Annotated in this window: 22 protein-coding genes; 4 read left to right on the top strand and 18 right to left on the bottom strand. The window is 59.6% G+C overall.

The window, feature by feature from the left end; all coding sequences use genetic code 11:
• Positions 1-3 precede the first annotated feature (3 nt).
• Positions 4-1194, bottom strand: a complete 1191-nt coding sequence (locus ACNA0J_RS17225; RefSeq protein WP_415820110.1) for an ABC transporter substrate-binding protein — start codon at positions 1192-1194, stop codon at positions 4-6.
• 197 nt (positions 1195-1391) lie between these two features.
• Here ACNA0J_RS17225 and ACNA0J_RS17220 point away from each other — a divergent pair, with 197 nt between their 5' ends.
• On the top strand, positions 1392-4151 hold the full coding sequence (locus ACNA0J_RS17220; protein WP_415820077.1) for a LuxR C-terminal-related transcriptional regulator: 2760 nt from the start codon (positions 1392-1394) through the stop codon (positions 4149-4151).
• A gap of 72 nt (positions 4152-4223) precedes the next feature.
• Here ACNA0J_RS17220 and ACNA0J_RS17215 read toward each other — a convergent pair whose 3' ends face one another.
• Genes ACNA0J_RS17215 through ACNA0J_RS17195 form a run of 5 tightly spaced genes read right to left on the bottom strand, consistent with a single transcriptional unit; the run spans position 4224 to position 10310 of the window.
• A complete protein-coding gene (locus ACNA0J_RS17215) occupies positions 4224-5525 on the bottom strand; it encodes a four-carbon acid sugar kinase family protein (protein ID WP_415820076.1) in 1302 nt (433 codons plus the stop codon).
• Positions 5522-6796 (bottom strand): ribulose-bisphosphate carboxylase large subunit family protein, encoded by a 1275-nt coding sequence (locus tag ACNA0J_RS17210; RefSeq protein ID WP_415820075.1) that lies wholly within the window; start codon positions 6794-6796, stop codon positions 5522-5524. The genes ACNA0J_RS17215 and ACNA0J_RS17210 overlap by 4 nt, the downstream gene beginning before the upstream one ends.
• Positions 6793-7332, bottom strand: a complete 540-nt coding sequence (locus ACNA0J_RS17205) for a VOC family protein (protein WP_415820074.1) — start codon at positions 7330-7332, stop codon at positions 6793-6795. The genes ACNA0J_RS17210 and ACNA0J_RS17205 overlap by 4 nt, the downstream gene beginning before the upstream one ends.
• Before the next feature lie 45 nt (positions 7333-7377).
• On the bottom strand, positions 7378-9279 hold the full coding sequence (locus ACNA0J_RS17200) for a TRAP transporter large permease (protein WP_415820073.1): 1902 nt from the start codon (positions 9277-9279) through the stop codon (positions 7378-7380).
• The gene (locus tag ACNA0J_RS17195; RefSeq protein ID WP_415820072.1) at positions 9279-10310 is read right to left on the bottom strand and encodes a TRAP transporter substrate-binding protein; all 1032 of its coding nucleotides are present in this window, start codon (positions 10308-10310) and stop codon (positions 9279-9281) included. The genes ACNA0J_RS17200 and ACNA0J_RS17195 overlap by 1 nt, the downstream gene beginning before the upstream one ends.
• Positions 10311-10570: 260 nt before the next feature.
• Between ACNA0J_RS17195 and ACNA0J_RS17190 the strand changes: the two genes are divergently transcribed.
• Complete coding sequence (locus ACNA0J_RS17190; RefSeq protein WP_415820071.1) at positions 10571-11629, top strand: LacI family DNA-binding transcriptional regulator; 1059 nt, start codon at positions 10571-10573, stop codon at positions 11627-11629.
• 124 nt (positions 11630-11753) lie between these two features.
• On the opposite strand, the gene ACNA0J_RS17185 is transcribed toward ACNA0J_RS17190, so the two are convergent.
• The 8 genes from ACNA0J_RS17185 to ACNA0J_RS17150 all read right to left on the bottom strand — a co-directional run bounded on the left by ACNA0J_RS17185 (position 11754) and on the right by ACNA0J_RS17150 (position 18694).
• On the bottom strand, positions 11754-12683 hold the full coding sequence (locus tag ACNA0J_RS17185; protein WP_415820109.1) for a LysR family transcriptional regulator: 930 nt from the start codon (positions 12681-12683) through the stop codon (positions 11754-11756).
• 59 nt (positions 12684-12742) lie between these two features.
• Positions 12743-13477: an amino acid ABC transporter ATP-binding protein gene (locus ACNA0J_RS17180; RefSeq protein WP_415820070.1), complete on the bottom strand. Its 735-nt coding sequence runs from the start codon at positions 13475-13477 to the stop codon at positions 12743-12745.
• A gap of 20 nt (positions 13478-13497) precedes the next feature.
• Positions 13498-14187, bottom strand: coding sequence for an amino acid ABC transporter permease (locus ACNA0J_RS17175; protein ID WP_415805552.1), 690 nt, complete (start codon positions 14185-14187; stop codon positions 13498-13500).
• Positions 14180-14869, bottom strand: coding sequence for an amino acid ABC transporter permease (locus ACNA0J_RS17170; protein ID WP_415820069.1), 690 nt, complete (start codon positions 14867-14869; stop codon positions 14180-14182). The genes ACNA0J_RS17175 and ACNA0J_RS17170 overlap by 8 nt, the downstream gene beginning before the upstream one ends.
• A gap of 114 nt (positions 14870-14983) precedes the next feature.
• A complete protein-coding gene (locus tag ACNA0J_RS17165; RefSeq protein ID WP_415820068.1) occupies positions 14984-15802 on the bottom strand; it encodes an ABC transporter substrate-binding protein in 819 nt (272 codons plus the stop codon).
• 119 nt (positions 15803-15921) lie between these two features.
• On the bottom strand, positions 15922-17124 hold the full coding sequence (locus ACNA0J_RS17160) for an aminotransferase class I/II-fold pyridoxal phosphate-dependent enzyme (protein ID WP_415820067.1): 1203 nt from the start codon (positions 17122-17124) through the stop codon (positions 15922-15924).
• Positions 17124-17801 carry an RraA family protein gene (locus ACNA0J_RS17155; protein ID WP_415820066.1) on the bottom strand — a complete coding sequence of 226 codons (678 nt, stop codon included), beginning with the start codon at positions 17799-17801 and terminating at the stop codon, positions 17124-17126. The genes ACNA0J_RS17160 and ACNA0J_RS17155 overlap by 1 nt, the downstream gene beginning before the upstream one ends.
• A 215-nt stretch (positions 17802-18016) precedes the next feature.
• Positions 18017-18694, bottom strand: coding sequence for an ankyrin repeat domain-containing protein (locus ACNA0J_RS17150; protein WP_415820065.1), 678 nt, complete (start codon positions 18692-18694; stop codon positions 18017-18019).
• A 125-nt stretch (positions 18695-18819) separates the two neighbouring features.
• Between ACNA0J_RS17150 and ACNA0J_RS17145 the strand changes: the two genes are divergently transcribed.
• On the top strand, positions 18820-19707 hold the full coding sequence (locus tag ACNA0J_RS17145) for a LysR family transcriptional regulator (RefSeq protein ID WP_415820064.1): 888 nt from the start codon (positions 18820-18822) through the stop codon (positions 19705-19707).
• Here the strand turns inward: ACNA0J_RS17145 and ACNA0J_RS17140 are convergent.
• The 3 genes from ACNA0J_RS17140 to ACNA0J_RS17130 form a co-directional block, all read right to left on the bottom strand.
• A complete protein-coding gene (locus tag ACNA0J_RS17140) occupies positions 19674-20861 on the bottom strand; it encodes an amidohydrolase family protein (protein ID WP_415820063.1) in 1188 nt (395 codons plus the stop codon). The two genes, ACNA0J_RS17145 and ACNA0J_RS17140, sit on opposite strands and share 34 nt — an antisense overlap.
• Before the next feature lie 325 nt (positions 20862-21186).
• Complete coding sequence (gene loiP / locus ACNA0J_RS17135) at positions 21187-21948, bottom strand: metalloprotease LoiP (RefSeq protein WP_460490356.1); 762 nt, start codon at positions 21946-21948, stop codon at positions 21187-21189.
• Between the two features lie 579 nt (positions 21949-22527).
• Entirely contained in the window at positions 22528-23685 is a 1158-nt protein-coding gene (locus ACNA0J_RS17130; RefSeq protein ID WP_415820062.1) for a Fic family protein, read from the bottom strand.
• 301 nt (positions 23686-23986) lie between these two features.
• On the opposite strand from ACNA0J_RS17130, the gene ACNA0J_RS17125 reads away from it, so the two are divergent.
• On the top strand, positions 23987-24550 hold the full coding sequence (locus ACNA0J_RS17125) for a L,D-transpeptidase family protein (protein ID WP_415820061.1): 564 nt from the start codon (positions 23987-23989) through the stop codon (positions 24548-24550).
• Positions 24551-24817: 267 nt separating this feature from the next.
• On the opposite strand, the gene ACNA0J_RS17120 is transcribed toward ACNA0J_RS17125, so the two are convergent.
• Entirely contained in the window at positions 24818-25639 is an 822-nt protein-coding gene (locus ACNA0J_RS17120) for an alpha/beta fold hydrolase (RefSeq protein WP_415820060.1), read from the bottom strand.
• Between the last annotated feature and the right edge of the window lie 10 nt (positions 25640-25649).

Here is a 25649-nt window from a genome sequence, read left to right as displayed (position 1 = left end):
CTGTTATTTCACCAACGGGCAACCGCCCTGATTCAACGGGCGAAACGCCACGTCACCGGGAATCACGCCGACCTGCTTGTACAAGTCCCATTCGCTTTTCGACTCGGCTGGCGTCTTTACCTGGAACAAGTACATATCGCGCACCACTCGCCCGTCAATACGCAGCTTGCCGTCACGCGTCATGAAATCGTTGATGGGTGTCTCGCGCATCTTGGCCATCACGGCGTCCGAGTCCTTCGTCCCTGCGGCCTGAACGGCCTTGAGATAATGCGTCACTGCGCCATAAGTGCCGGCCTGTGTCATCGTCGGTTTACGTCCGACCTTGTCCTGAAAGCGCTGCGACCAATGACGGGTAGCATCGCTTTGATCCCAGTAGAAGGCCTCCGTCAAGAGCAGGCCCTGCCCCAATTCCAGCCCGATCGATTTCACGTCCGAGAAAAAGGCCAGCAGCGCCACCAGCCGTTGCTTGCTGTCGCCGCGCCCAACGCCGAACTCAGCGGCCTGCTTGATGGCATTGATCAAATCCCCGCCACCCAGTGCCAGCCCCACGATGCCCGCATTCGAAGCCTGTGCCTGCAACAGATAAGAGCTGAAATCCGGTGAGTTCAGCGGCGAACGCACAGCGCCTACCACCTTGCCGCCACCGCGCTCAATCACGGCGCTGGCGTCGGCCTGTAACGCATTCCCGAACGCATAATCGGCCGTGATGAAATACCATTGCTTGCCGCCTTGGCGAGTGACCTCTGCACCGGTGCCGCTGGCCAAGGCGTAGGTGTCGTACGTCCAGTGCACGGTATAGGGCGAACACGCTTTGCCCGTCAGATCCGAGGTCGACGCACTGGTGACCATGATGATCTTCTTTTTCTCGCGACCCACCTCGCTGACAGCCAAGGCGGTCGCCGACGTAGGCAGGTCGGTGATCATATCCACGCCATCCTGATCGAACCAGCGGCGCGCTGCGGCGCTGGAGACGTCGACCTTGTTTTGGCCATCGATGTAGACCAGCTCGATAGGCTTGCCCAACACTTGTCCGCCAAAATCCGCGACCGCCATGCGCGCGGCCTCTACCAGGCCGCTGCCGCCGATATTCGAGTACACCGAACTCATGTCCGTCAACACGCCGATCTTGACAGGGCCCTGCGCGGGAGCAGACCAAGCCGCAGCGCAGTAGAACATCAGGCCAGACAACGCCATCACCGCCTTGGATTTCTTCACAAGTTGTCTCCGATCATTATTTTTCCGGTGCAATGCGGGTACACGCCATTGCCCTGTACAGGTTCTTTTTGTATCTTAGGGACCCGTTTTGCGTCTTCGTCCAAACGGGTGATTTTTGATATGGCCCGGGTTTACCCGCCCCCTCCCTCACGTATTCGTTTCCAATACAGGTCGTTATGCAGTTACCCCCCACGCTGCAGGCCACCCTGGTCAGCGGCAAACTGAATGCCCCCATGGTGTCTGCTCATCACGTGACGCGGCATGCGCTGCGCGAGCAGATATGCCTGCAAGCGCCGGGAAAAGTGGTACTGCTGCGTGGCCCGGCGGGGTATGGCAAGACTTCATTGTTGGCGCAATGCCGCGATGAGATGCTGCGCTCATCGATCTCCGTCACCTGGCTGACGCTGGACAGATCGGACAACGATGCCGTGCGCTTTTTGCATTGCCTGTGCACAGCACTGCGAAATCTGACGGCGCCGCAAAACCAGCCATCGATCAACACGCCTGCGCCAGCACGCGACCCTGCAACGGCTGCGGTAGATTCTTCGCGCCTTCCACATACCGACGTTCTCGAACTAGCCCTGACTGTCAAAACGCATATTGCTTCGCTGGCTCATCCATTCGCCGTGTTTCTGGATGACTTTGAATCCATTACCGAACGCAGCGTACTGGACCTTGTTCAGGATCTGATCTCGGATTTTCCGCATCATGGCAGCTTGCTCATCGGCACCCGGCATGTACCCTCGCTGCATCTCGGCAGGCTGCGCAGCCGCGGCAAACTGCTGGAGATCGATGCAGCACAATTGTGTTTTTCACACGAAGAGACGGCCGGTCTGTTCGCCGACATGGCGCCGCCCTTGCGCCCCGCGGATATCGATCAGCTGCATCGCAAAACAGAGGGCTGGATTGCCGCACTATGGCTGGTCTCGTTGTCGCTGTCCCGGCATGCCGACGCCAGCGCCTTTGTCGCCCGTTTTTCTGGTACCGAACAATCCATCGCAGAATACCTGGCACAGGACGTTCTGGCAGGCTTGCCTGACGAGGTACGCTATTTTCTGCTGCGTACCAGCATCCTGAAACGGCTGAACGCGCCGTTGTGCCAAGCGCTGTTGCCCGACTTCCCCTGCGCGGCCTTGCTGACGCAATTGGAAAGCACGCACTTGCTGTTGGGCAGCGACGGCCTCGATGACCACAGTTATCGCTATCACAGCCTGTTCGCCGCCTATTTACAGGCACAACTACGTGCCGAGGCGCCCTCGGAAATCGCCACGTTGCACCGGCGCGCATCGGCCTGGTTTCTACAACAGAACAGGCCCGTTCCGGCGATCGACCACGCCATCGACGGCGGTGATTTCGGACTCGCGATCGAACTCCTGCAAACGCATGCGGCTCGCCTTGCTGCAGAGGGCCGCATGGGACTGCTGGCCCGTTGGTTCGCCCAGATCCCGCCCGCGACGCTCGCCACACAGCCTGTTCTGCAAGCCCTGCAAATCTGGGCCACGTGCATGACACGCGGGCCGAGCGAGGCCAGCCTGCTGATGAACGAACTGAAGCTCGCCGCCCACACCGATCCCGCGGTACAACGGCACGTGCGCACCCTGCGCCCGCTGCTGCTGTCCATGATGGACTGCCATGAACAGGCGTACGAGATCGGCATGCCTGGTATCGCGGCCCTGCAAGGCGAACTCTCCTTTACAGAAACCGCGCTGCTCAACGCGATGGCCAACGTTGCCGCCGTTCTCGGACGCTACCAGGACGCCCGCCGTTGGCTGGACACGGCCCGCCGCGCCCAAGGCGTTGCCGCGAGCCGCTTCAATCATATGTATTCGGAAGCCGTCGAGGGCATCATCGATCTGCAAGAGGGGCGCATGCGTCAGGCCGGCGCTCGCTTTCTGACAGCCGTGCATGCCACGCATCGCGACATGCCTGGCCCTGTCGGCGGCAACGCCTGGGCAGGCGTACTGTATGCCGCCTGGGTCTACGAAACAGGGGACCTGGCGCAAGCCTCACGATTGCTCGCCGTCTATGTCCCGCTGGGACGGGATGTTGCCCTGCCCGATCACATGATCCTGGGCTACCTCATGCTGTCGCGCATCGCATTCCTCAATGGCGACACTGACCGTACGTTTTATCTGCTGGGCGAACTGGAATATCTGGGTCACCAGCGGAGGCTGCCACGCATAGCAGCCAGCGCTCGGGTCGAACGAGCTCGATTCTTGCTGCTGCAAGGCCACAGCAGCGCCGCGCGCGATGAACTGCTACGCGCCGAGGATGATGACCTGTGGCAACGCGTAGAGCGTCTGCGCCTGCCCGCCAATGATCTGCTCTATCCGCGGCTGGGAAAACTGCGTTGGGCGTGTTATGCCGGCAACCATAGCGACCTGCAGTGGGCGATCGCCGAGCTTGAGCGTGACACTGACGCGGCGATCCAGGCCGGCAGATATCGCCGGGCCTTCAAAATGCGCCTGCTGACAGCAGTCGCCTGCGAAAAACTGGGGCAAGACAGCAAAGCACACACATTGCTGGCGCAAGCCCTGCAAACCGCCGTCAACGAAGACCTGTGCCGCGTCATCGCCGACGAAGGTACCGCTGTCGCTGATCTGCTGACACGATTTCACGCTGCACCGGCGGGTCAGCGTTGGCTGAGTGAGGAACCAAGAGCCCTGCCCTGGCTGCAAAAATACCAACTGCAGACGGGCCTGAACCTGGTTCCTCAGGCGGCTGACACGTCCGCCATTCTGACCGATCCGCTGACCACCAAAGAGACACGCGTCCTCGAACTCTTGGCCGAAGGCCATTCCAATATTTCCATCGCACGAAAGCTATTCGTCTCGGAAAATACGGTGCGCACGCATCTGCGTAATCTGAACATCAAACTGCAGGCAGCCAATCGCACCCAGGCCGTCGCCCAGGCGCGCAAGGCGGGATTGCTGTAGGAGAAACGGCACAAGTGCCGCAGCGAAGCGTGCACGCGACAAGCGTCATGGACACGCGACCGGCGAAACACGTTACGCGCCAAGTAGAAACCGCTCGAACAAATCTTCCGTGCCCATTTGCCCGCCTTTTAGCATGACTTCCATGCCGTCGAATTCAGGCACGTCGCTATGCAAGCGACACAGTGCTACGCCGGGTTGGACACGCGCGATGTGGGACAAGCCCCATGCGTCCAACGTCTGCATGGCAAGGCTGGAACTGTCTCCCCCTGCAACGCCCAGGCGCCTGACTGGAGTGCGGCGCAACACTGCATCTAATAGACGGCCACCTGCGCTAGCCAAGGCCTGGCTTTGTACGCCTGCGGTACGCTGGCCTTGAGCGTTGTCCATCCATGCGAGCACATGCTGGCCCTCGCGCAGCAGGTTGGCGAGTTCCGCCACCATGGCGGCCTGATAAACAGCATCCTCACTGGCCAGGCGTACCGGATCCAGACGGATTTTTCGATAGGAAGCAGCGGCCTGGACTTGTCTGGCCGTCATCGGCGATAGGCTGCCTGCCAATAACAACACCGGTCCTTGTGCCGCAGCAAAGGAATCGTGCGCCGCGTGTTTCTCGGCGCCACCCCATTGCGTTCCGAGTGCCTCGATCACACTGCTGGCGCCGACGGCCAGCAGGGACTCCGTCTCAGAGGCCTGCGCCAACACGGCGCCGATCGCATCCAGATGCCGAGACTCCGCAACATCGAACAGCACCGCATCCGCACCGTTATCCCATGCAGAGAACAAACGGGTGGCGATGGCATCAACGCCCAGCGCACACGTGCGCATGTCCACCCCCTCGACACGCCCCGCGCCCAGCGTCGCAAAATGACGCCGCAGATCGGCCTCATGCATGGGCGTAACCGGATGCTGGCTCATCGTGGGATGACGATCAATGCGATGAACCTCACCATCGGCGGCCGCGTACAGCTGCGCAAACACGCAGTACCTGCCCAGGCTGGGCTGGCCGCCGATAATAAACGGCTTGACCTGATCGACGGCCCTGCCCAATGTTTCCATGGCGACGGCGATATTGCCGACTTGCGGGGCACTGTCGAAAGTGGAGCACACCTTGTAGTGCACGACACGCGGCTTGAGCGTTTGAAAAAACTCGGCAACGGGCTGCAATTCGGCACGCATGGCATCGGGTGCCATTGCACGCGTAGCGCCCGCGATGCCTAGACAATCCAGCGGACCGACGCGTTGCAGTTGCGCCGCAGTCGGCACACCAAAGAACAACAGACTGCGCAAACCCATCCGCGTCGCCGTGGCCAGCGCGTCGGTAGCCCCTGTGAAATCATCGCCGTAATACGCCAGGCGAGGCGAGATGCCGCTCATTTTGATCCGAAAAACGCCAAGGCTCGGGCGAGCTCAGGTGCCTCGCGCGCATAGTCCGCCACATCCTCGCCTGCGCGTACAGCCTGCCAGGCCTGACGAATGCTCGTCACGCCCGCAGCCGGGCCGTCGGGATGCGCCAGAATGCCTCCGCCCGCCATGAACAACAGATCATCGCGGCCAATCGCAGCCCAGGTCGCCGGAACGGTACCCGCCCACTGCCCCGAAGAAAACGCCGGCATCACGACATCGTCTTGCGCCAATCCCTCTGCCAACGGGGTATAGCTATCGCGTGCGCCCGAGATGACTTCTTCGTCCGCCTGCGAGAATTTTCCCTGCAAACCATGCACATGCATGTGGTCCACGCCGGCCAAACGCCACAGCGTCTGGTAGGCCTGATAGCCAATGCCCAACAACGGATGCCGCGACAAGGCGCCAAATCCGTTGCGATGGCCATGCAAAGCCAACGGCGTATGACGGCGCAGGCTTTGAATAGCGGAATATCCGCAGGCATTCAAACTCGCCATCACGCACGTGCCGCCCTCGCGCTCGACCAGATCGGCGTGACGGCGCATTGCGTCGGTTTCGTCGGTGATGTTGAACGCCACCATGACTTTCTTGCCAGTGCGTTCGGCATGCTCTCGCACGACCCGCATCACGGCCGGCACACGTTGTGCCAACGGCGCATGCTCGGGGTCGGCGCATACTTCATCGTCCTTGATGAAATCGACGCCAGCCGCGCACAACTGCGCAACCAGTTCTGCAATCTGCGGCGCAGTCAATCCCACGTTCGGCTTGATGATCGTACCAACCAGCGCCCCTTGCGACACCCCGGTTGCACGGCGCGTACCGGCAATGCCGACACGCGGAAAATCGAATCGCTCGCGATACGACGCCGGGACATGCAACGTTTCCAGCCGCAGGCCCGTGACCTCGCCCAGATCGTATAGATTGCCCGCCACCGTGCTGGCCAGCGTGGGCAGATTTGCACCGATATTCGCCGGAGGAAAAGCAATATCGATGCGCGCGCGGCGCCATGGCCCGGGCTGACCGCGACGCTCCAGCCACGCATTGGGCAGACTGGGTGCATCGACCTCGTCCAACAATTGCACTGAAGTGACTGTCGCACGAGCACGCGCGCGCAAATCATCCGTCTCGCCCGCGACACGCGTAAACGTGCCGCTGGACTGTTCGCCCGCCATCACCTCGGCAACCGCCGCGGGATCCAGCGGTGTCTCGATGACATAGCTGGCCAGGATGCGGTCACCGCTCATTGGGCCCCCAGATTGGGAAACGGACGCACGGGATCGCTGCCGTCCCAGCCGTCCGCAGCCTCGCGGATTTGTTGGAACATGCGGCCTTTGGGGCCGGCGACTTCAGACAACTCGATCACCGTGCCGGGATGATATTCAGTGTCGAAATAAATGAAGCGGCCACGCTCGCCGACTTCGCCACTCATTTTGGGCTTGAACCCCTGGCGCAGCAGGCGTTCCAGATCGGCGTCGTAGTCTTCCGTCCAGTATGCGACGTGCTGCAGACCGGTACGGCCGGCTTGCAGAAAATCGCGGTACATCGACGGCACGTCGTTGCGCGTCTGGATCAACTCCACCTGCACAAAACCCGAGTTCGCCAAGGCCACCGAATTATGCGGCTCGTACGGTTTGCCGTCGTAGTGGTAATTCACGATAGGTACGCGCGGGTTGTAATACCAGGGGCCAACGCCCAGCGTCTTGCTCCAGTAATCCATAGCGGCCTCGATGTCAGGCACCACATAGCCCAACTGGCGGATCTGGCCGAGGAATCGGCTCATGACAATGCTCCCGTGCGAAATTGCGAAAGAAAGAAATGATCGGATTTACAGAAAACCGATAGAGATCCAGGGAATCGCGGCCACGAGCACCAAGCCCACCAGCAGCGCTGCCATATAGCCCCAGATCGGGCCGATCCCTTCGTTGGGATCGACTTTGCCCACCGCGCAGGCCCCGTAATAGCCCACACCGAACGGCGGAGCGAACAGACCCACGCCCATGGCCAGGATGACCACCATGGCGTACTGGACCTCGTGGATGCCGACTTCGCGCGCGATGGGGAACATCAATGGCCCGAACAGCACAATGGCCGGAATACCCTCGAGGACGCTGCCCAGCACGATGAATGCCACCAGCGACACCGCCATGAATGTGAATTTTCCGCCAGGCAGATTACCCATTGCCTGCGCCAGATCGTGGGCGAAACCCGATTGCGTCAGCGCCCAGGCCATCGCCGTCGCGCAGCCTATGATGAACAGAATCGCGCCCGACAAAGTCGCCGTCTCGATCAGAATGCCCGGCAGGCGTTTGAAATCAAACTGCCGATACAGCAGCAACCCCGCTACCACGGCATAGGCAATCCCGATGGTCGACACCTCGGTCGCCGTCGCCACACCCTCGACCACAGCCGCACGGATCACAAACGGCAGCGCCAATGCAGGCAAGGCCACGACAAAGGTCTTGCCGATCAATTTGCGCGACACACGCGGCACGCCGCTCAGGTCCTCATGACGATAGCGCCACCACACGATCACGCACAGCGCCAGGCCCAATACCAGCCCCGGCAGCATCCCACCGGTAAACAGGGCCGAAATCGATACGCCCGTCACCGAGCCGATCGTGATCAACACAATCGAGGGCGGAATCGTTTCTGTCTGCGCGCCCGTCGTCGACAGCAATGCAATCAAATCACCCGGCTTGGCGCCACGCTTTTTCATTTCAGGCAGAAGCACAGGCGCAATCGCCGCCATATCCGCCGTCTTGGAACCGGAGATCCCCGACACCAGATACATGCCGCCAATCAATACGTAGTTCAATCCGCCCCGCACATGGCCCAGCAGGCTCGACAGGAATTGCACCATCGCGCGAGCCATGCCGGTCATTTCAATCAACATCCCCAGCAGCACGAAAAGCGGCACGGCCAAGAGAATCAGATGCGACATGCCCTCGTCCAGACGTCCCACCATGACGAGCATGGGGGTACGCGTAGTCAAGGCGAGAAAACCAAAGGTCGCCAACGCGAACGAAAACGCAATCGGCACACCAGCGAACACGCAGGCCCCGACCACACCGGCAAAGAAGATCAACAGATTCAACTTGCCCAGCGTCATCAACCACGGCCCCGCCAACCAGAACACCGTCGCGATCGCGACAGCTGTCACCACCGCGGGCACGACCTGACGCGTATGCTCCGTGCGCAACAGACGCACGATGCAGACCAGCAACATCAGCAAGGTACCCGTGGGCAACGCACTGGCGCGCCACGCATTACTGATTTCCATCGCCGGGGTGACGATGATGGCCTCTTCGACCGCGTATTCCCAGGCATGCGGCATGAGCAGCACCAGAAACACCAGGGCCGCGGCCAACGCGAATATTTCCAGAAAAGCCCGTGTCTCGGGACGGCATTTGCTGACCAACGCGGTCATGCGCATATGCGCACCACGACGCAGCGCGATCACCGCGCCCAGCATCGACAGCCACAGGAACATGATCGCGGCAAGCTCATCGGTCCAGATGATGGGCTCGTGCAAGACATAACGGGCCACGACGCCCGACAGCAACACAGCGACCTCCAGCACTACCAACACGGCCGCCGGCCATTCGGACACCACACCCAGGGCGCGATCCAACCAGGCCAAGAGGCCATTGTTGGCGCGCGCGGACGCAGGTGCCGCCGCATGAGGATTCGATCCCCACACGGTCTTGCTATCGTGGCCCGCCTGCATCAGGACACCTTGCCGACGGAGGCTTCCAGCAAGGCCCACGCTTCGTCGCCGAACTTCTTCTTCCATTCGGCGTAGAAGCCGGCCTTGCGCAGTTGCTCGCGGAAACTGTCGGCCTCGGTGGTGTTGAACACCATGCCTTTTGCCGCGAGATCGGCCTGCAAGGTCTGGTTCAATTGCGCCAGATCGGCGCGCTGCTGCAGACCCGCCTCGTTGAATGCGTTGGTGTAGATCGCCTTCAGATCATCGGGCAGGCCACGCCAGGCACGGCCGTTGACCACCAAGTGGTAACCATCCCAGCTGTGGTTGGTCAGCGAGCAATATTTCTGCACTTCGTACAATTTTGCCGTCTGCAAGATCACCAGCGGGTTTTCCTGTGCATCCACGACCTTGGTCTGCAAGGCGGAATAGACCTCGCTGAACTGCAGGCTGGTGGGTGCGGCCTCCAGGGCCTTGAACATCGAGATCGCCATCGGGCTCACCGGTACGCGGATCTTGATACCGTCCAGATCGGCTGCCGTCTTGATGGGGCCGGCGCTGCTGGTCATCTGGCGGAACCCGTTATCCCACATCTTGTCCAGCGTATGCAGACCGACTTTGGCAAAGGCGGCACGCACGTGGTTGCCGAGTTGGCCGTCAACGGTTTTCCAGACTTCCTGATCGTTCGCAAATGCAAACCCCATGGCCGTGATCGCGCTGATCGGCGTCAGGGTAGCAATGACCATCGTGCCCGCGTTGAACATCTCGATACCGCCGCTGCGCACTTGCGCCAGCATATCGGTGTCGCCGCCCAACTGATTGTTGGGGAACACCCGTACTTCGAGGCGGCCGTTGCTTTCCTTGGCGATGCGGGCGGCGGCCTCTTGCGAACGGATGTTCAGCGGGTGACTGACCGGCAAGTTGTTGCCGTATTTGAATACGTACTCTGCCTGGGCGCTGCTGGCCAGACGCGGCATGCTGACCATGGCCGCCAGCGGCAAGCCCGCCAGGGTGCGCAACGCGCTGCGGCGCGTGAAAGACCTGTTATTCGTCATGACACTGTCTCCTGTGTACAAGCTTGCCGGCGTTACCGACGATGTTGGAAATCTCCAGACCGGTTATCCCGCGGCGGGGCCGGCGCCATTTATGTTCGTTATCTACGAGTGCGCGCTCTGCGGCGCCGCTATCGATAGGGTCGTAAGAATAGAAGCCCGCCTGCAAAATCCCAAGCACATTTTTTGATGGGTTTTGAGGTACTCATCAAGAATGCGTGTAAGGTATATCCCCTGTGTCCAGGCAGAAACGGAGAAACCCGGTGCCGCAGGCTTTACCTACCGTGATTGATATTGCGCGACTGGCGGGCGTATCCCCCGCGACGGTCGACCGTGCCCTGCATCATCGACCTGGCGTACGCCAGGCGACTCTGCAACGCGTCTTGAAAGCCGCGGCAGAGCTCAAATACCTGCCTCAGGCCGAGCTCTATGCCGCCATGGCGCCGCCACCGATGCGCCTGCTCTTTGTGCTGCCCAGCCGCAGCAGCCGGTTTCTGTGGATGCTGGGGGAATGGGTCAAGCACTCGCACGAGCATTGGGCGCCTTTCAACGTCAATTGCCGCGTGGCGCCTGTCGAGAGCTTCGACCCCGACGCCCTCACCCGTTTGTTGTTGCGTCGCGGTAAGCAAAGCGACGGCGTCGCATTTATGGCGCTCGAGCACCCAAAGGTCCGCGAGGCAGTCGCGGAGTTGAACGATCGGGGCATTCCCTGTGTCACGCTGGTTTCTGATCTCTCGCATTCCAAACGCAGCGCCTATGTGGGCCTGGACAATCGCGCTGCAGGCCGCACGGCGGCTCATTTGATCGGCCGCTTTCTGAGTCCGGCGCACGGCGCGTCCAATAGTCCGCAGCGTCGCGCCAAAGTGGCGCTGATCGCCGGTTCGCTGAACTATCGCGCGCACGAGGAACGCGAGGCCGGATTCCTGCATTTGTTCGCCGAGCAATATCCGGAGATGCGCGTCGTGGGACTACGCGAGGGCTATGACGATGCGCAGCTGAACTACCGGCAAACGCAGGCGCTCTTGAAAGAACATCCCGACCTGGCGGCGATCTACAACATCGGCAGCGGCGCCGAAGGCATCGGCCAGGCCATGAAAGAAGCCGGCCGCCAACACGAGATCGTATTCATCGGTCACGGCCTGACACCGGAAACGCGCGCGCTATTGATTGACGGCAGCATGGATGCGGTAATCAACCAGAGCCCATTGACCACCATCCTGAACAGCATCCGGATTTTTACGAACCTGCGCGATCACCGCAGTGTATTGTCGGGTGTGGAAGCCACGCGTACGGATGTGATTTTCAGGGAGAATTTGCCCTAGAAACACGATGGCCGGAGCAAGCCCCGATACTGGTGTGTCGGCATGTTCTGCGACCAGAAAGCAGCTCTCCCTCAGCGCAGAATGTACGCCAATCAGGGACGCGCACAACGGCAGCGAGGCCAGCTCAATCCTCGCGCTGCGGCACATGCGGCAAGAAAGCCCCCGCCACCTCGAACGCGCACTCCTGCCGGGCGATGTCAATCACCGTCGCCACGACAGGATTGACCAGGCTTTTCTTGTACACCGCGTAGTAATTGATGGTCGGCAAATCGGGCTGCACATCGAGTTGCCGCAACATGCCGCGCTCGACCAACGGCGCAAAATACGCGCCCGGCAGATAACTGATCCCCAGACCCAGCATCGTCAACTGCACCATCATGCCCAGGCTGTTGCACGTCAACACCCGCTTCACCGACAGGCCCTGCTCCGCAAACCACGCATCGTACAAATGCGACAGGGCAGAATTCGTCGGTTGGGAAATCACCGGATAAGGCGCCAGATCATGCGGCGTCAGCGGTGCCGATGCCGCAATGTCCAACTGTGGACTGGCCATCCAGACATTCGTCACAGCCCCCAGGTGAACGCAATCGTATTGATAGCTCCAGAATGGGCCGGGCATGATGGCCAGGTCCAACTGGTCCCGCTCCAGGCGTTCATACAGGGTGATCCCCCCATCGATCTCGGGCATGAGCTGCACGCGCGGATAGTGCTGCGTGATCTGACTGATCAGCCGGGCCAGCCAGGTCATGCCGACCAACTCGGTAACGCCCAGCCGCACGACGCCTTCGACACTGGCAGTATCGGCCATGCTTTGCACAATACGGCTGTTCAGTTCCAGCATCTCGCTCGCCAGATCGAACAGGCGACGGCCGTGCTGCGTGAGCGATAGCCGTTTCGCGCGCCGCTCGAACAAAGGTGCGCCCGTGAACGACTCAAGCTCTCCCACCCGTTTGGCCACGGCTGACTGAGTGGTGTGCAGCTTTTTGGACGATGCACTGAAGCTGCCAAGCTGCGCACTCCAATAGAACGCCTCGAGTTGCTTCAGGGTATACATTGCGGTGGGAGCCAGGTATCGGGAAACCGACACCTTACCACCCACCTCGGGCGGCGTGCTCATCCGCGCGGATGCAGAATATCGCTGAGAAAACGCTGCGCGCGCGGATGTTTCGGTGCGCTGAAGAACTGCTCCGGCGTCCCGCTCTCGAGGATCTCTCCGGCATCCATAAAAATCACGCGATCGCAGACATCACGGGCAAAGCCCATTTCGTGCGTGACGCACACCATGGTCATGCCGTCTTTAGCCAGTGATTTCATCACCTGCAGGACTTCGCCGACCATTTCCGGATCCAGTGCGCTGGTCGGCTCATCAAACAGCATGACCGGCGGTTGCAGCGCCAGCGCCCGGGCAATCGCCACACGCTGCTGCTGCCCGCCAGAAAGCGCGCCCGGGTACGCATCGATCTTGTGCGCCAGGCCGACGCGTTCCAACAACGCGTGTGCCAACTCAGCCGCTTGTTTGCGCGGGCGCTTTTGGATATTCAAGGGTGCGAACACCACGTTATCCAACACGCTCATATGCGGGAACAGATTGAACTGTTGGAACACGAAACCGATCTTTTGACGCAACCGATTGAGGTTGAGTCCCTTGGCATAGACATCCTGGCCGTCGACGCGGATAGTGCCCTTTTCGATGGGTTCCAATCGGTTGATCGTGCGGATCAGGGTCGACTTGCCGGACCCAGACGGACCGCAGACCACCACCACCTCGCCGCGCGCGACCTCCAGATCGACGTCTTTCAGCACATGGTGTGCGCCGTACCACTTGTTAATTTTTTCGAGCTTAATCATGAGAAAACGCCTTCAATACATTAGGCCATCGCGCGAGCGCGACGCACTCGCCGATCGAACCAATTCACACCACGGCTCAGGCTGAAACACACCAGGAAATACATGATCGCCAAAATGCCGAACACTTGCAGCGGCTTGGTCAGGACCAGGTTGTTCACCTGATTGGCCGCAAAGGTCAACTCGTTCACACTGATCACATAGCCCAGCGAGGTCTCCTTGATGGTCGAGACAAATTGACTCGTCATGCTGGGCAAGACGTTCACCAGCGCCTGGGGCAAGACGACCTTGCGCATCGTGGTCCAGTAGCCCACGCCCAGGGAACGGGACGCCTCTGTCTGTCCACGCGGAATCGCCTCGATCCCCGAACGCACGACCTCGGAGAGATACGCGCTCTCGTATAGCACCAGCGCGCACAGCAACGTCCAGAAACCGCTGACGACTTCGCCAGTCAATTTCGGAATGACGAAATAGGCCCAGAAAATCAGCATCAGCAGCGGCATGCCGCGCACCACGTTGACCAGCACGGCGCTGATGCGGCGCAGCCAGGCAAACGGACTGACACGTGCCAACGCGATCAGCAGCGCCAACGGCAACGACGCCGCCAAGCCACACACCGCCAGGATCAACGTCAGGGCCAGTCCGCCCAGCGGCCCGTTCGGATATTGCCCGACGAGAAACGTCGGCCAGTATTGTGCAATCACCTCAAGCATGCCGGCTCCTGCGGCCCGGCACGTAGCGGGCGTAAATATGTGAACCAATGAACATGATGCAGAACGAGCCCAGCAGATACATCGCCGTCGCGATCCCGAAGGTCGCAAACGTGCGATAGGTTTCGTTCTCGATTTCGCGGGCCTGATAGGTCAGCTCGACCACGCCGATCGCCATCGCCACACTGGTGTTCTTGAACAGCAGCAGCGCACGCCCGATCAGCGGCGGGATCGCAGCGCGCAGGGCCTGCGGCACGATTACGAATCGCATGCATTGCAGATAGCTGCAGCCCAACGCCCGTGCCGACTCGAACTGCGTCCCCGGAATAGAACGCAAACCGCTGCGGATGTCTTCGGCGATGTAGGCTGCCGATCCCAGCGCCAAGGCAATGGCCGCCAGCGACAACTCGGCATTATGCTCATACAGCCAATCGCGAACGCCCTCGGGCAATAATTCCGGCATACCGAAATACCAGAACAGCACCTGCACCAGCAGCGGCACGTTGCGGTGATATTCGACATAGGCATCGACGAACCAGCGGCATGGTGCCCAATCGGTCGTCCGGATCACCACCAACAGGACGGCAATCGTAAATGCCATGACCCAGGCAATCAGGAACAATTGCACGGTAGTCAGCATGCCATCGAGCAATTGATGTAGATAAATGGGTTCGAGAAAATCCATAAAACACTCTCTCAGAGAAACGCCGAGCGATCCATGGATGGATCACAACACGCTCACACAGACGCAGGCGCGGGNNGCACATGATGTGCGGCCCGCTCATTGCAAAACAGCAGATCAACCCGCGATCGGGCCGACCTTGAAATCGCGTTTGAGCTTGTACGGCGTTTCTGGTCCGAACCATTTGTCGAACAGCTTGGCGGCGTCGCCCGAGGTCTCGGCGTCGTTGAGCGCTTGATTTACTGCTTCCAGCAAACGGGTCTCGGATTTTTTGATACCCAGGCCCCACGACTCACTGAACACGGGTTTTTCGATCACGCGCACGGGCGAAGTCGGCGGGCTTTGCAGGACCAGGCGGGCCAACACCAATTCCGAGGCAAACTGCGCATCGACTTTCTTTTGCTGCAAGGCCAGGTACGCGGCCGAGCTGTCGCTAAAACCCAGGACCTTGGATTTCTCCATGATGCGCTTGATCTCGCGTTCCGAGCTGGAACCCTTGGTGGCGGCGATGCGGCGGCCGTTGACAGATTCGATCGTGTCGTAGTCCGAGTCGGCGCGGACCAGCAATTTTTGCGGGCTGACGTAATAGGCGTTGCTGAACGCGATCTGCTCGGCGCGCTCGGGCGAATAACCCAGATTGGCCGCCAGAATATCGACTCGGCCTTCGCTCAGCTCAGGCACGCGCGCAGCAACCGACAACAGCTTGTATTGCACCTTCACGCCCAGCTTGTCGGCAACGAGCTTGCAGACGTCCACGTCGTAGCCGACCAGTTGACGCGTCGAGACGTCCTGGAAACTGAACGGCTGCGACGTGCCCAACGTACCGCACAAGAGCTCGCCCTTGGCTTTGATATCGTCGAGCTGATCAGCCTGTGCCGAAACACCGGCCAAGGTAGCGCACGCCAGGCATGCGGCCATAATGGTTTTGCGTATCATCGATTGCCCCTTTTGGTCATTTAGTCGTGGTGAAAAAATTCCGATATGGATGAATGTCCAAGCGCTGCGTGGCCTCATACGTTGACGTCCACGCAGCGCTCGAGCGCCATCCTCTCGGATCAAGCAAGCTTTTCGCAGGCGGTGCGAATCGCCGAGCAGCCCTCGCGGATATCATCCAGCGACGCCGCAAAAGATAGACGGAACGTGCCCGGTGCGCCGTAGGCATTGCCATCGATCACAGCGACGCCCGCCTCGCGCAGCAAATAATGCGTCAAATCCGTATCCGTGTTGATCACGTCGCCGGCCGGCGTGCGCTTGCCCAGCAGCCCTTGGCAATCCGGAAAGACGTAGAACGCCCCTTGCGGCTCAACAATCTGCAGGCCTCGTGTTCCAGCCAGCGCCGCCATGGCCGTATCGCGACGTTCGCGAAACACCTTTGCGAACTCAGCGACACAGTCCTGCGGACCAGCCAACGCCTCCAGTGCAGCCGCCTGGCTGACTGACGATGCGCCCGACGTGCTTTGCGACTGCAGAATCGCCATCGCCTTGATCAACTCATCAGGCCCCGCACCATAACCGATACGCCAGCCGGTCATCGCATAGGCCTTGGACACGCCATTGACGACCAGGGTGCGATCGGTGAGCTCCGGCGCGACTTGCAGCGGATGCACGGTGGCCTCGCCGGAGAAATTCAGGCGGGCATAGATGTCGTCCGTCATCAGCCACACGTGCGGATGACGCACCAACACGTCAGCCAGTGCACGCAACTCATCAGCGCGATACACGGCGCCGGTCGGATTGCTCGGCGCATTCATCATCAGCCATTTGGTGCGTGGCGTGATGGCGCGCTCCAGGGCCTCGGGCGTCAGTTTGTAATCGGTTTCCGGCCTCGTCGGCACGGCGACCGGCACACCGCCGTTGACCAGCACCATATCCGGATATGACACCCAGAACGGTGCGGGGATGATGACCTCGTCACCGTCGTTCAAGGTGGCCGCCAGGCCGTTGAAAATCACCTGCTTGGCGCCCGTGCTGACGATGATGCGCGAGGCCGGGTATTCGACGCCCGTTTCTTCCTGCAGACGTACGCTGGCGGCTTTGCGCAGCGCGACCGTGCCTTGGGCTGGCGGGTATTTGGTTTCACCGCGATTCATCGCGGCTGTCGCCGCCTGGCGAATATGCTCGGGCGTCATGAAGTCCGGCTCGCCCACGGTCAGGTCAATGACGCGGCGGCCTTGTTCGCGCAGCTCGGCAATGATGGCGCGGGCCGCCACGCTGGGCGAGAGTTTGATGCGCTTGATCTTGTCGGCGATGATGCTCATTACGCCTCCCCCGATTTCTGCGCGATGATGCGGTCGACCCAGGGCTTGGTGTAGGTGCCGGCGTTCAGTTTTTCTTTGATGGCGGCCTCGTCGGCTTCTTTTTTCAGTGCCAGGGCCAGGACGGCCTCGGCGTGCTCGGCCGGAATCACGACCACGCCATCGGCATCGCCCACCACCACATCGCCGGGGAATACGACCTGGCCGCCGACCGACACGGGCACGTTGATCTCGCCGGGGCCTTCTTTGTAGGGGCCACGGTGCGTCACGCCGCGCGCAAAGCAACCGAAATCCTCTTGAGCGAACACGTCGGCATCCCGCACCGCGCCGTCAATCACGAACCCCACCACGCCACGCGTGCGGGCGTCCATCATCATCAATTCGCCCACCAGCGCGTTGTTGGTATCGCCGCCGCCGTCGACCACAATCACTTCGCCAGTCTCGGCGAGCGAAATCGCCTTGTGGATCATCAGGTTGTCGCCAGGGCGAGCCTTGACCGTCAACGCACGGCCCACGATACGGCGCGCTTGCGCGTGCAAGGGACGCAGCCCGGCCACGCCGTACAAGCGATTCATGCAATCGCTGATCTGCGCCGAACCAACCGTCGCAAAACCGGCCAAGACGTTAGGGGAAACGGCCGATTCAGGCCGGGGAAGAACGCGATATCCGATAAGACTCATGGGCTTTGGCAATGAATGCGTAAAAAACTGGAAGAAAACCAGCCCGCATTACAAACCCTAGGCTTCCAATCCTCAAAACGATATAAATTCGGCCAAATTCACGAAAAAATTTCGTGGATCGGATTATAGCTGGGCAGCCCCGGGCCGCGTCCGGACGTGCCCCCTCAACACAGCGACGATTGCGCTGACCGGCCCGCGGGCCGCAATGAGACACGCTAGGGCTTCGCGCCCGCGACTGTCAGTATCCGCGCGATCTCCTCGTACCCGTGCTGTCGCGCATGAGCCAGCGGTGTCACGCCACGGCCGTCCGGCAGATTGACATCCGCCCCCGCCTGCACCAGCGCCTGCACGATCTGCACATGCCTGGACCCACCATCGCCCAGGATGATGGCCTCGAGCAATGCGGTCCAACCCAGGCGATTGACATGGTCCACGTCCACCCCGGCTTTGATCAATCGGCGCACGGTCTCGACATGTCCGCGTTCAGCGGCGGGAATCAGCGCCGTGCCGCCATACCGGTTGGTGCTTTTCAGGTCTGCGCCATGTGTCAGGGTCATCTCCAGGATCTCATTCAGGCCGCGGGCGCCTGCATATAGATACGCACTATCCTGAATCGCATCCTTGGCATTGACGTCCGCGCCGGCATCGATCAATGCCCGGGCCGCCGCGATGTTGTTCTGGTGCGTGGCGACGAGTAAAGCGGTGCGTCCCCGTTCATCCCGTGCCTCCAGAACCGCGCCCTGTGCGAGCAAGGCCTGGATATCGGCGGCATCGCCAGACGCAGCCGTGTGCAGTAATTGACGATTCAAGGGGCTCTCCTCAGCGAAACTGCCCGCACCCATCCACGTTGCCATAAAGCAAGCGACGCAAATTGCAAAACGTTTGAACAGCATTGTTTATCTCCATCGACCCGGAAAGCCGGTGGCAACCAGGTTTTGAAGGTGCCGTACCCATAGTTGTCAGGCTTTCCACGACCATGATAAAAGCCAATCATCACATTAAAAAATTAAATATTAGAATGCCTATCAGTCCGAAATCGAATAACGTACTTTTCGAACTGGATTTGCTGAAAGCCATGGTCGCCGTCGTCGAGTGCGGCAGTTTCACGACGGCGGCGACACGGCTGCATTCCACGCAATCCACGGTCAGTCAAAAAATACGCCGCCTGGAGGACCTGGCCGGCCATACCCTGCTCGATCGCGGCAATCGCGACGTGCGCCCGACCGAGGCCGGGCATGTGTTGTTGCGATATGCTCGGCAGATGTTGGCTGCGAATGAGCAACTGGCCGAGGCGTTGTCCGGGGCAATGGTGGCCATCACGGTGCGGCTGGGCCTTCCTGAAGATTTCGCCACCGGCCCCATTACGAAGGCCTTTTCGAGCTTTAGCCAGCACTACCCACACGTCAAACTGGAAGTCACCAGCGGCCTGAGCCGCGATTTGTATCACGGCTACGAGCAAGGCGAACTGGACCTCGTGCTGGTCAAACAACGCCGGCATAGCCGCGCGGCCGTCACGTGCCGTCCGGAAAAACTGGTGTGGATCGACAGTGCACGGCATCCCTGCCTGAAACAGGATCCCATTCCGCTGGTCACTTTTCCGCAGCGAGGGCTGTATCGTGACGAGATGATCCAGGCACTGGAAACGATCGGGCGACGGTGGCGCATCAGCTTTACGAGTTCGAGCCTGGCGGGCATCCAGGAGGCCGTCGCCAACGGCATGGGCATCAGTCTGCTGCCGCGCCGCGCAGCGTCAAAGAATCACCAGATACTGACGCGGCGCAGCGGCTTGCCCGAGATTGATGCCTACGAAATGGGCATTTTTTATCGTTCCTCTGCGAATCAGGCGATCCGCGAACTCGCCGATGTGCTGGTTCAGTTGCTGGATCGTTCGGAGGCCAAATCCTGAACACGGCCTTTACGTATCACGCGACGCTCGGTGGGCACACTGGCCACGGCAGCAGCCGCATTGGGCGCCTTTACCGCCACGAATGTTGCCTCGTTTCCGATTGCCAATCCATAGCCGCCCAGGCCCAGCACGGCCGCCCCGGCCGACGAAACCAGGTGCAGTGCCGTGTGCAACGACTCGTCGGTATAGAACCCCGAGCGATACCCCACCAGCATGGCCCGCTGCAACATGTCGCCCGTGCCATACGGCCACCAGGCATCCTGAATGTTGTCATTCCCGGAGAACACGTTCACCCCGGCCTCGCGCAAACGCAGCACCGGCGGAAACGCTCGATTGCCCGGCGCGTTCGTCATGATGGCGACCCCCGCATCGGCCAATGCCGCCGCAATGCGATCCAATACCTCTGGCGTCACATCGCCCAGACTATAGGCGTGGCTGACCGCGACACGGCCCCCGAGCCCTGCCGCACGCGTACGGGCCGCAATGCGGTGCAGTTGCTCTACGCCCTGCAGTCCTGCCTCGTGCAGATGGATGTCGATTTTCACGCCATGTTTCTCGGCAATCCCGAACACCGCGTCCAACTGCCCGTCCGCATCGCCATCCAGCGTCGTGGGATCGATACCGCCGACGACATCGACGCCTGCGCGTGCGGCGGCCTCGAGGATCTGCACCGTACCCGGACAGGACATGACGCCAGCCTGAGGAAACGCCACCAGCTCTATATGCATGCGGTCGCGCCATTGCTCGCGTACCTGCATGATGGTGTGCAGATTTTCCAATCCTGTTGTCGCATCGACATCCACATGGCTGCGCATGGCGACCGTGCCAAAGGCAGCGGCTTGTGCGAGCAACGCCTGCGCACGCTCGCCCATCGGCTTTGCTTGCGCCAACGCCTGCTTTTCGAATGCCAAACGTTCACGCAGGCTGTTCGCGGTCTGATGTGGATGCCAAACGTCGCCGACAAAACTCTTGTCCAGGTGAATATGCCCATCGACAAAACCCGGCAGCACCACCCAGCCTTGTAGATCAACGACGTCTGCGCCCTCCACCACCGGTACATCCGGCCCCATGCCGGCGATATTGCCATCCGCGACAGCGATGCGCAGCGTGCTGCCATCGGCGGCAGCGGCATTAATGAATACACGTTCGATCATTGCAGAATCCTGATGGGTGAGCAGACGGGAGGCTTTTAATTATCGAATACCTCAGGCCAGCCAAGTTTTCACGATAGCGCCACCCACCAGGCATCGACAAGTTAAATGTCTGAATGCCATTCATTCGATTTATAAATAGCTCTGTAGGAGCGAACGGGATTCACCAGGATAACCCGCACACCATCCTCGTTGTTGAGTGACAGGATGGCAGAAAGCATTGAGCCGGTGTCCGCACTTGGCGAACCCCGGCTCAAAAAGTTTCGATGAATACCGGACTCATAAGTCCGGTATTCACCAAACCAGCACTATTGCGAGATAGCTTGGCTTACTTGCTGGCGTCGATACGAGCCTGCATGCGCGCCGCGCGATCCGGCGAGGACGGGTGCGAGCTGAACATGCTGCTCTCGCCGCCGTCGAGCTTGGCCAGCTTCTGGAACGCCGTCACCAGGCCTTCGCGCTTCATCTTTTTCTCGGTCAGCAGATCGAACGAGTAATCGTCGGCGTCCGACTCTTGCGATTGCGAGAACTGTGCATTGATGAACGACTCGGTCAGGTCGCCCAATTGCGAAGAGTTCAACGCGGTCGCGATGTTGTTGCCCGAGGCGTTAGCGGCGTCACGCGCAGCAGCGACAGTGTAAGCAGTCTGCATGGCTTTCTTGGAGTGACCCAGAGCGACGTGGCCCATTTCGTGGCCAATCACGCCACGCAGTTCGTCGTCGGTCATCAGGTCCATCAGGCCGCTGTACACGCGCACGCAACCGTTGCCCATGGCCCAGGCGTTGACGTCTTCGGTCAGGTAGACCTTGTAGTTGACCTTTTGGCCGTTCAACGTCATGTTGCCAAAGCCCTTCATGACCTTTGTCAGACGCTTGCTGTATTTGTTGCCAGCCGGAGCGACTTTGGAGGTCTGATCGCTCTCTTTGCACGAGGCATCGGACAACTGCACGATCTGCGCGTCAGTCAGGGTGGCAGCCGAGTACAGATTAGAGCCAGCCGACATGGCGCTATCGAGATTCATGCCGCTGCAACCAGCCAAAAACACGCTGGCAGCCAACGCCGTAGCTATAAATTTGGTTTTGCTTTTCATTTTCCGAGATCCTCTTCTCACTGGGCACATTATGTGGAACGTCGTTGCTTTTTCTCGGTACGCCGCTCTCCCGTCCCTTGGCGCAGACGCGTGCCGGCAATTGCCAGCCTGGACCGATTAAAAATTCGCAGGCTCGACTGTAATGACAAGTGTCTGATCGTTAGGTGTTATACGTTTTCGAAATGCAACCAAAAACTTAACGTTATATGGCATGAGGTGACAAAAAAAGCTGCTCGCTGCTCGTATCAGTCCAGCTCCCTCATGGAACAGATTCGTTGGGAATTCATAGGCATGCTGGTTTGGCTTATCGTCGACGGGCGTTAACTCGGCCCGAGAAAAACCTACATGATCACCTAGCACACAATGTAACCAAACATGCCAATTTAATGTTGGCTTCAGGGGCCACGCGGGCAAATAGCCCTCCTGCGTCCCGCTGCCATACGCTCCTGCACAATGAAACCCAATCCTTGATACCAAGCATCACTATTAAAGGTTAGAAAATATATCCTTTAATAGAACTAACACTATTAAAGGATCGCGTTATCTACTTCGCACATTCATTTCGCAAGCATCCTATTTTTATACCCGTGCCAGACCAGGGGCAGAGCGCGTCTGCCGCTCTACTTCGAGTAGTACCCCATCCAAGCCGGTGTACAGCGCGTTCATGACCTCGTGCGCGTGAAAAACTCGATCGCGACGCTGGGTCTGGTCCATTTTGCGCAAAATATCAAAACGGACCAACTCGTCTATAGCGGTATTAGCAGCAGGGAACGTGACGCCCAGACGTTGTGCAATGGCCCTCACCGTCACGACGGGCTGCCCCAACAGCAGGTCGATCACTTTCCAGATAGCCGCGTCGCGCCGCTTGCCAGCTGCCGCGAGCAAGCCTTTCCAGCGCGTTTGAATTGCCCGCAATACGCTGAAAAGCCGCACGGTATGGCGACAAGACGCGATCACGCATTCCAAAAACAACGTGAGCCATGGTGCCCAGTTCAAACGTTTCTGTGCTTGCTCCAACGCGCGGTAGTAGTCTTGTTTACGCACCTTCAGGAAAGTGGCCAAATGCAGGGGAGGCTCGCCGTCTGCTTTGAACATCAGAGGCAATAACAACCGACCCGTGCGGCCATTGCCATCCTTGAATGGATGTATCGCCTCAAACTGCACATGAGCGATCGCAGCCCTCATCAAGATCGAGACCATGGCTGGGCCTTCGGGCTCATATTGAAAGAGCCTCTCCAGATCCGCCATAAGCCGTGGCACCTCTGCAGGAGGTGGAGGAACGTAGGTAGCCGTTTCGATCGCGAATCCACCAATCCAGTTCTGGATTTCGCGCCAATGCCCTGGCGCAGCCTGCCCGTCACCCGCCATCAGCAGGCGATGCAGATCAAGTATCAATTTCTGGTTCAGAGCTGTCGGGCCAAGTTGATCAATTTGCTCTGCGCCGTATGCGAAAGCGTGCACGTAGCCCAGAGTCATATCTGCATCGGCGTCAGATTGCGCCTGGTCCGTGTTCTCGTTGATCTCGTGGATCAATAAACCGTCAAAGCTGGTACGTGTGCCCTCGATCTGGCTACTATCAACCGCCTCCCTGCGATTAAGCATATGGAGTAACAAGTCCGCGTAGGCCTGGTTGTCTGCAATGACCTCTCGGAGTACATCCAACTCTCGCCTGGCCAGCAGAATCAGGGCATGGCAGGACGGCACGTCGATAAAAGTGGGAACGGGAAGAGGAACCACAGCGAAACACCCTGATTTTTCAGGGATAGGAACACACGTCGCTCGCAACTGAGGGGGTAGATCGCTTTTTCGCATTGGAGCGCTATCCTTTAATGGCGCCATTACTATTAAAGGATAATATCACTAAGCTTTAATAATACGAAAACTAATAAAGAATAGATTTGTTTAGCTGTGCAGCCCTACGACCAACCGTGTACAGCGTACCCGTCCCTGTCAGCGACATATGAAGCGAACAGCCCGGTGTGACCATCGTTGAGGCAAAATAGCCCCCAGATTCAGTTCGTAACAAGGGCCTCACACGGTGCTTCTGCGTCTTCGCGTTCTCGTTCCTATTGTCCTGCTGCTCGCCGCAGGCGGTTTTGCCTATACCAAGGTCATGGCGAGAGCCGCCACCGTCACCCCACCTGATCTGGCCGCCAAAGCGCAGCAGGCCGACAGGATCGTCGTCTCCAAGGCCGACAAGGTGATGTATCTATTCCGAGGCGATACCATCCTCAAAAGCTATCGCATCAGCATGGGCAGCCATTGGGATCAGGGCCATAAACAGCGCGAGGGCGACGAACGCACGCCCGAAGGTAGCTATCTGATCGATTGGCGTAATCCCAAGTCGTCGGCCTATCTGAGTTTGCATATTTCTTATCCGAACGCGGACGACACCGAGCGCGCGCGGCAGAGCAATGTCAGCCCTGGAGGGAATGTAATGATTCACGGGTTGCCCAATGGCTGGGGAATGCTGGGAACGCTGCATCGTCTGATTGACTGGACCGACGGTTGCGTGGGGGTGACCAATGAGGAAATGCGAGAGATCTGGTCGCTGACGCCGAATGGCACGCCGATCGCGATTCATGCGAGATGGGAGCCGTAGGAATTACGGCGATCATGCTTTGGGCCCAGTCTCCTTGGAAGTGCGTGGCCCGCTTCTTCTATCGCTACCTTACCGTTTTTCAGCGACCTGTCACTGGCCTTGACGAGCGGGGTCTCTTCCGCCTAAATTTCACCCAACACGGCCCCTCTCGGTAACCTCGCTTCAGCGAGGAAACTGCTGAGGGGTTTTTTATTCGACCGTGCCTACCAATCAGCCTCCCACCCGCTCGTCGAGTGAATACTGTGCCCTTGATTGATGACAGCACCTCTACCCGTCGCTGTCGAGTCGTTTGAGAACTGCCGCCACAATAGCCTCCGGCCGATCCTCCTGGACGAGGTGCCCCGAATCAGCTACGGGAATGCACTCAGCGTCGGAGATCGCTGCCGCGAGGGCCACCCCCTTGTCAAAGGGTATCCATTCATCGTTTCGCCCCCACAGGACGGTCACCGGGCATTCCATCCGCGCGTACTGTGGCTCGATCTCGTCGGTGAATTTCTGATCCATCTGCGCAATCTGACGATAGAACGCGGGTTGGCCGACGGGCCCGAGCCATGGTGCGCTGTAGATTTCCAGGGCCTGTTCGGACAGCGGATTGTGGGCAGCGGTCTGTAAATAAGCTCGCAGCAGCGCCCGGTGCATATAGTCCGGCATCCCGGAGAAGGCTATTTCATGCTTGCGCACATGCTGGACCAACGGGGACCCCCACGGGGCAAGCGCAACGGCGTCAAAGATAGTCAAGGACCTATAGCGCAAGCCGTTCAGATAGTAGGCACGCAGCGCCGTGGCCCCACCGAAATCATGTGCAAGCACATCTGGACGGTCGAGGCCCCATTCCGAGAACAAGGCGGCAAGGACCTTGTTCTGTACGGCCAGTGACACGTCCTGCCCCTCGCGCATCTCAGACAATCCATAGCCGACCAGATCAAAATAGTAGATGGTTCTGCGGTCAGCGAGCTGCGGCACTATCCTGCGCCAGACCTGCGAGGAAAAAGGTGTCCCGTGAATCGCTACCAGTGGCGGCCCGCTCCCGACCTGGCCCCAGCGAACGGCGTTTCCTTCGATGATCGTAGTATTGGGTAGGTCCAACATGGCATCACTC

This window comes from Bordetella tumbae (genome assembly GCF_965139195.1).
Lineage (GTDB): Bacteria > Pseudomonadota > Gammaproteobacteria > Burkholderiales > Burkholderiaceae_B > Bordetella_A > Bordetella_A tumbae.
This window is presented reverse-complemented; position numbering and strand designations above follow the sequence as displayed.

What these genes read in the sequence shown, in the direction of transcription:
- ACNA0J_RS17200 (WP_415820073.1), bottom strand. Translation starts at nt 9,279, where the DNA reads ATGCAGGCGGGCCACGATAGCAAGACCGTGTGGGGATCGAATCCTCAT.
- ACNA0J_RS17205 (WP_415820074.1), bottom strand. Translation starts at nt 7,332, where the DNA reads ATGAGCCGATTCCTCGGCCAGATCCGCCAGTTGGGCTATGTGGTGCCT.
- ACNA0J_RS17225 (WP_415820110.1), bottom strand. Translation starts at nt 1,194, where the DNA reads ATGGCGTTGTCTGGCCTGATGTTCTACTGCGCTGCGGCTTGGTCTGCT.
- ACNA0J_RS17155 (WP_415820066.1), bottom strand. Translation starts at nt 17,801, where the DNA reads ATGAGTCTTATCGGATATCGCGTTCTTCCCCGGCCTGAATCGGCCGTT.
- ACNA0J_RS17185 (WP_415820109.1), bottom strand. Translation starts at nt 12,683, where the DNA reads ATGTATACCCTGAAGCAACTCGAGGCGTTCTATTGGAGTGCGCAGCTT.
- ACNA0J_RS17145 (WP_415820064.1), top strand. Translation starts at nt 18,820, where the DNA reads ATGCCTATCAGTCCGAAATCGAATAACGTACTTTTCGAACTGGATTTG.
- ACNA0J_RS17150 (WP_415820065.1), bottom strand. Translation starts at nt 18,694, where the DNA reads ATGCTGTTCAAACGTTTTGCAATTTGCGTCGCTTGCTTTATGGCAACG.
- ACNA0J_RS17160 (WP_415820067.1), bottom strand. Translation starts at nt 17,124, where the DNA reads ATGAGCATCATCGCCGACAAGATCAAGCGCATCAAACTCTCGCCCAGC.
- ACNA0J_RS17215 (WP_415820076.1), bottom strand. Translation starts at nt 5,525, where the DNA reads ATGAGCGGCATCTCGCCTCGCCTGGCGTATTACGGCGATGATTTCACA.
- ACNA0J_RS17220 (WP_415820077.1), top strand. Translation starts at nt 1,392, where the DNA reads ATGCAGTTACCCCCCACGCTGCAGGCCACCCTGGTCAGCGGCAAACTG.
- loiP (WP_460490356.1), bottom strand. Translation starts at nt 21,948, where the DNA reads ATGAAAAGCAAAACCAAATTTATAGCTACGGCGTTGGCTGCCAGCGTG.
- ACNA0J_RS17210 (WP_415820075.1), bottom strand. Translation starts at nt 6,796, where the DNA reads ATGAGCGGTGACCGCATCCTGGCCAGCTATGTCATCGAGACACCGCTG.
- ACNA0J_RS17120 (WP_415820060.1), bottom strand. Translation starts at nt 25,639, where the DNA reads ATGTTGGACCTACCCAATACTACGATCATCGAAGGAAACGCCGTTCGC.
- ACNA0J_RS17175 (WP_415805552.1), bottom strand. Translation starts at nt 14,187, where the DNA reads ATGCTTGAGGTGATTGCACAATACTGGCCGACGTTTCTCGTCGGGCAA.
- ACNA0J_RS17195 (WP_415820072.1), bottom strand. Translation starts at nt 10,310, where the DNA reads ATGACGAATAACAGGTCTTTCACGCGCCGCAGCGCGTTGCGCACCCTG.
- ACNA0J_RS17170 (WP_415820069.1), bottom strand. Translation starts at nt 14,869, where the DNA reads ATGGATTTTCTCGAACCCATTTATCTACATCAATTGCTCGATGGCATG.
- ACNA0J_RS17180 (WP_415820070.1), bottom strand. Translation starts at nt 13,477, where the DNA reads ATGATTAAGCTCGAAAAAATTAACAAGTGGTACGGCGCACACCATGTG.
- ACNA0J_RS17165 (WP_415820068.1), bottom strand. Translation starts at nt 15,802, where the DNA reads ATGATACGCAAAACCATTATGGCCGCATGCCTGGCGTGCGCTACCTTG.
- ACNA0J_RS17140 (WP_415820063.1), bottom strand. Translation starts at nt 20,861, where the DNA reads ATGATCGAACGTGTATTCATTAATGCCGCTGCCGCCGATGGCAGCACG.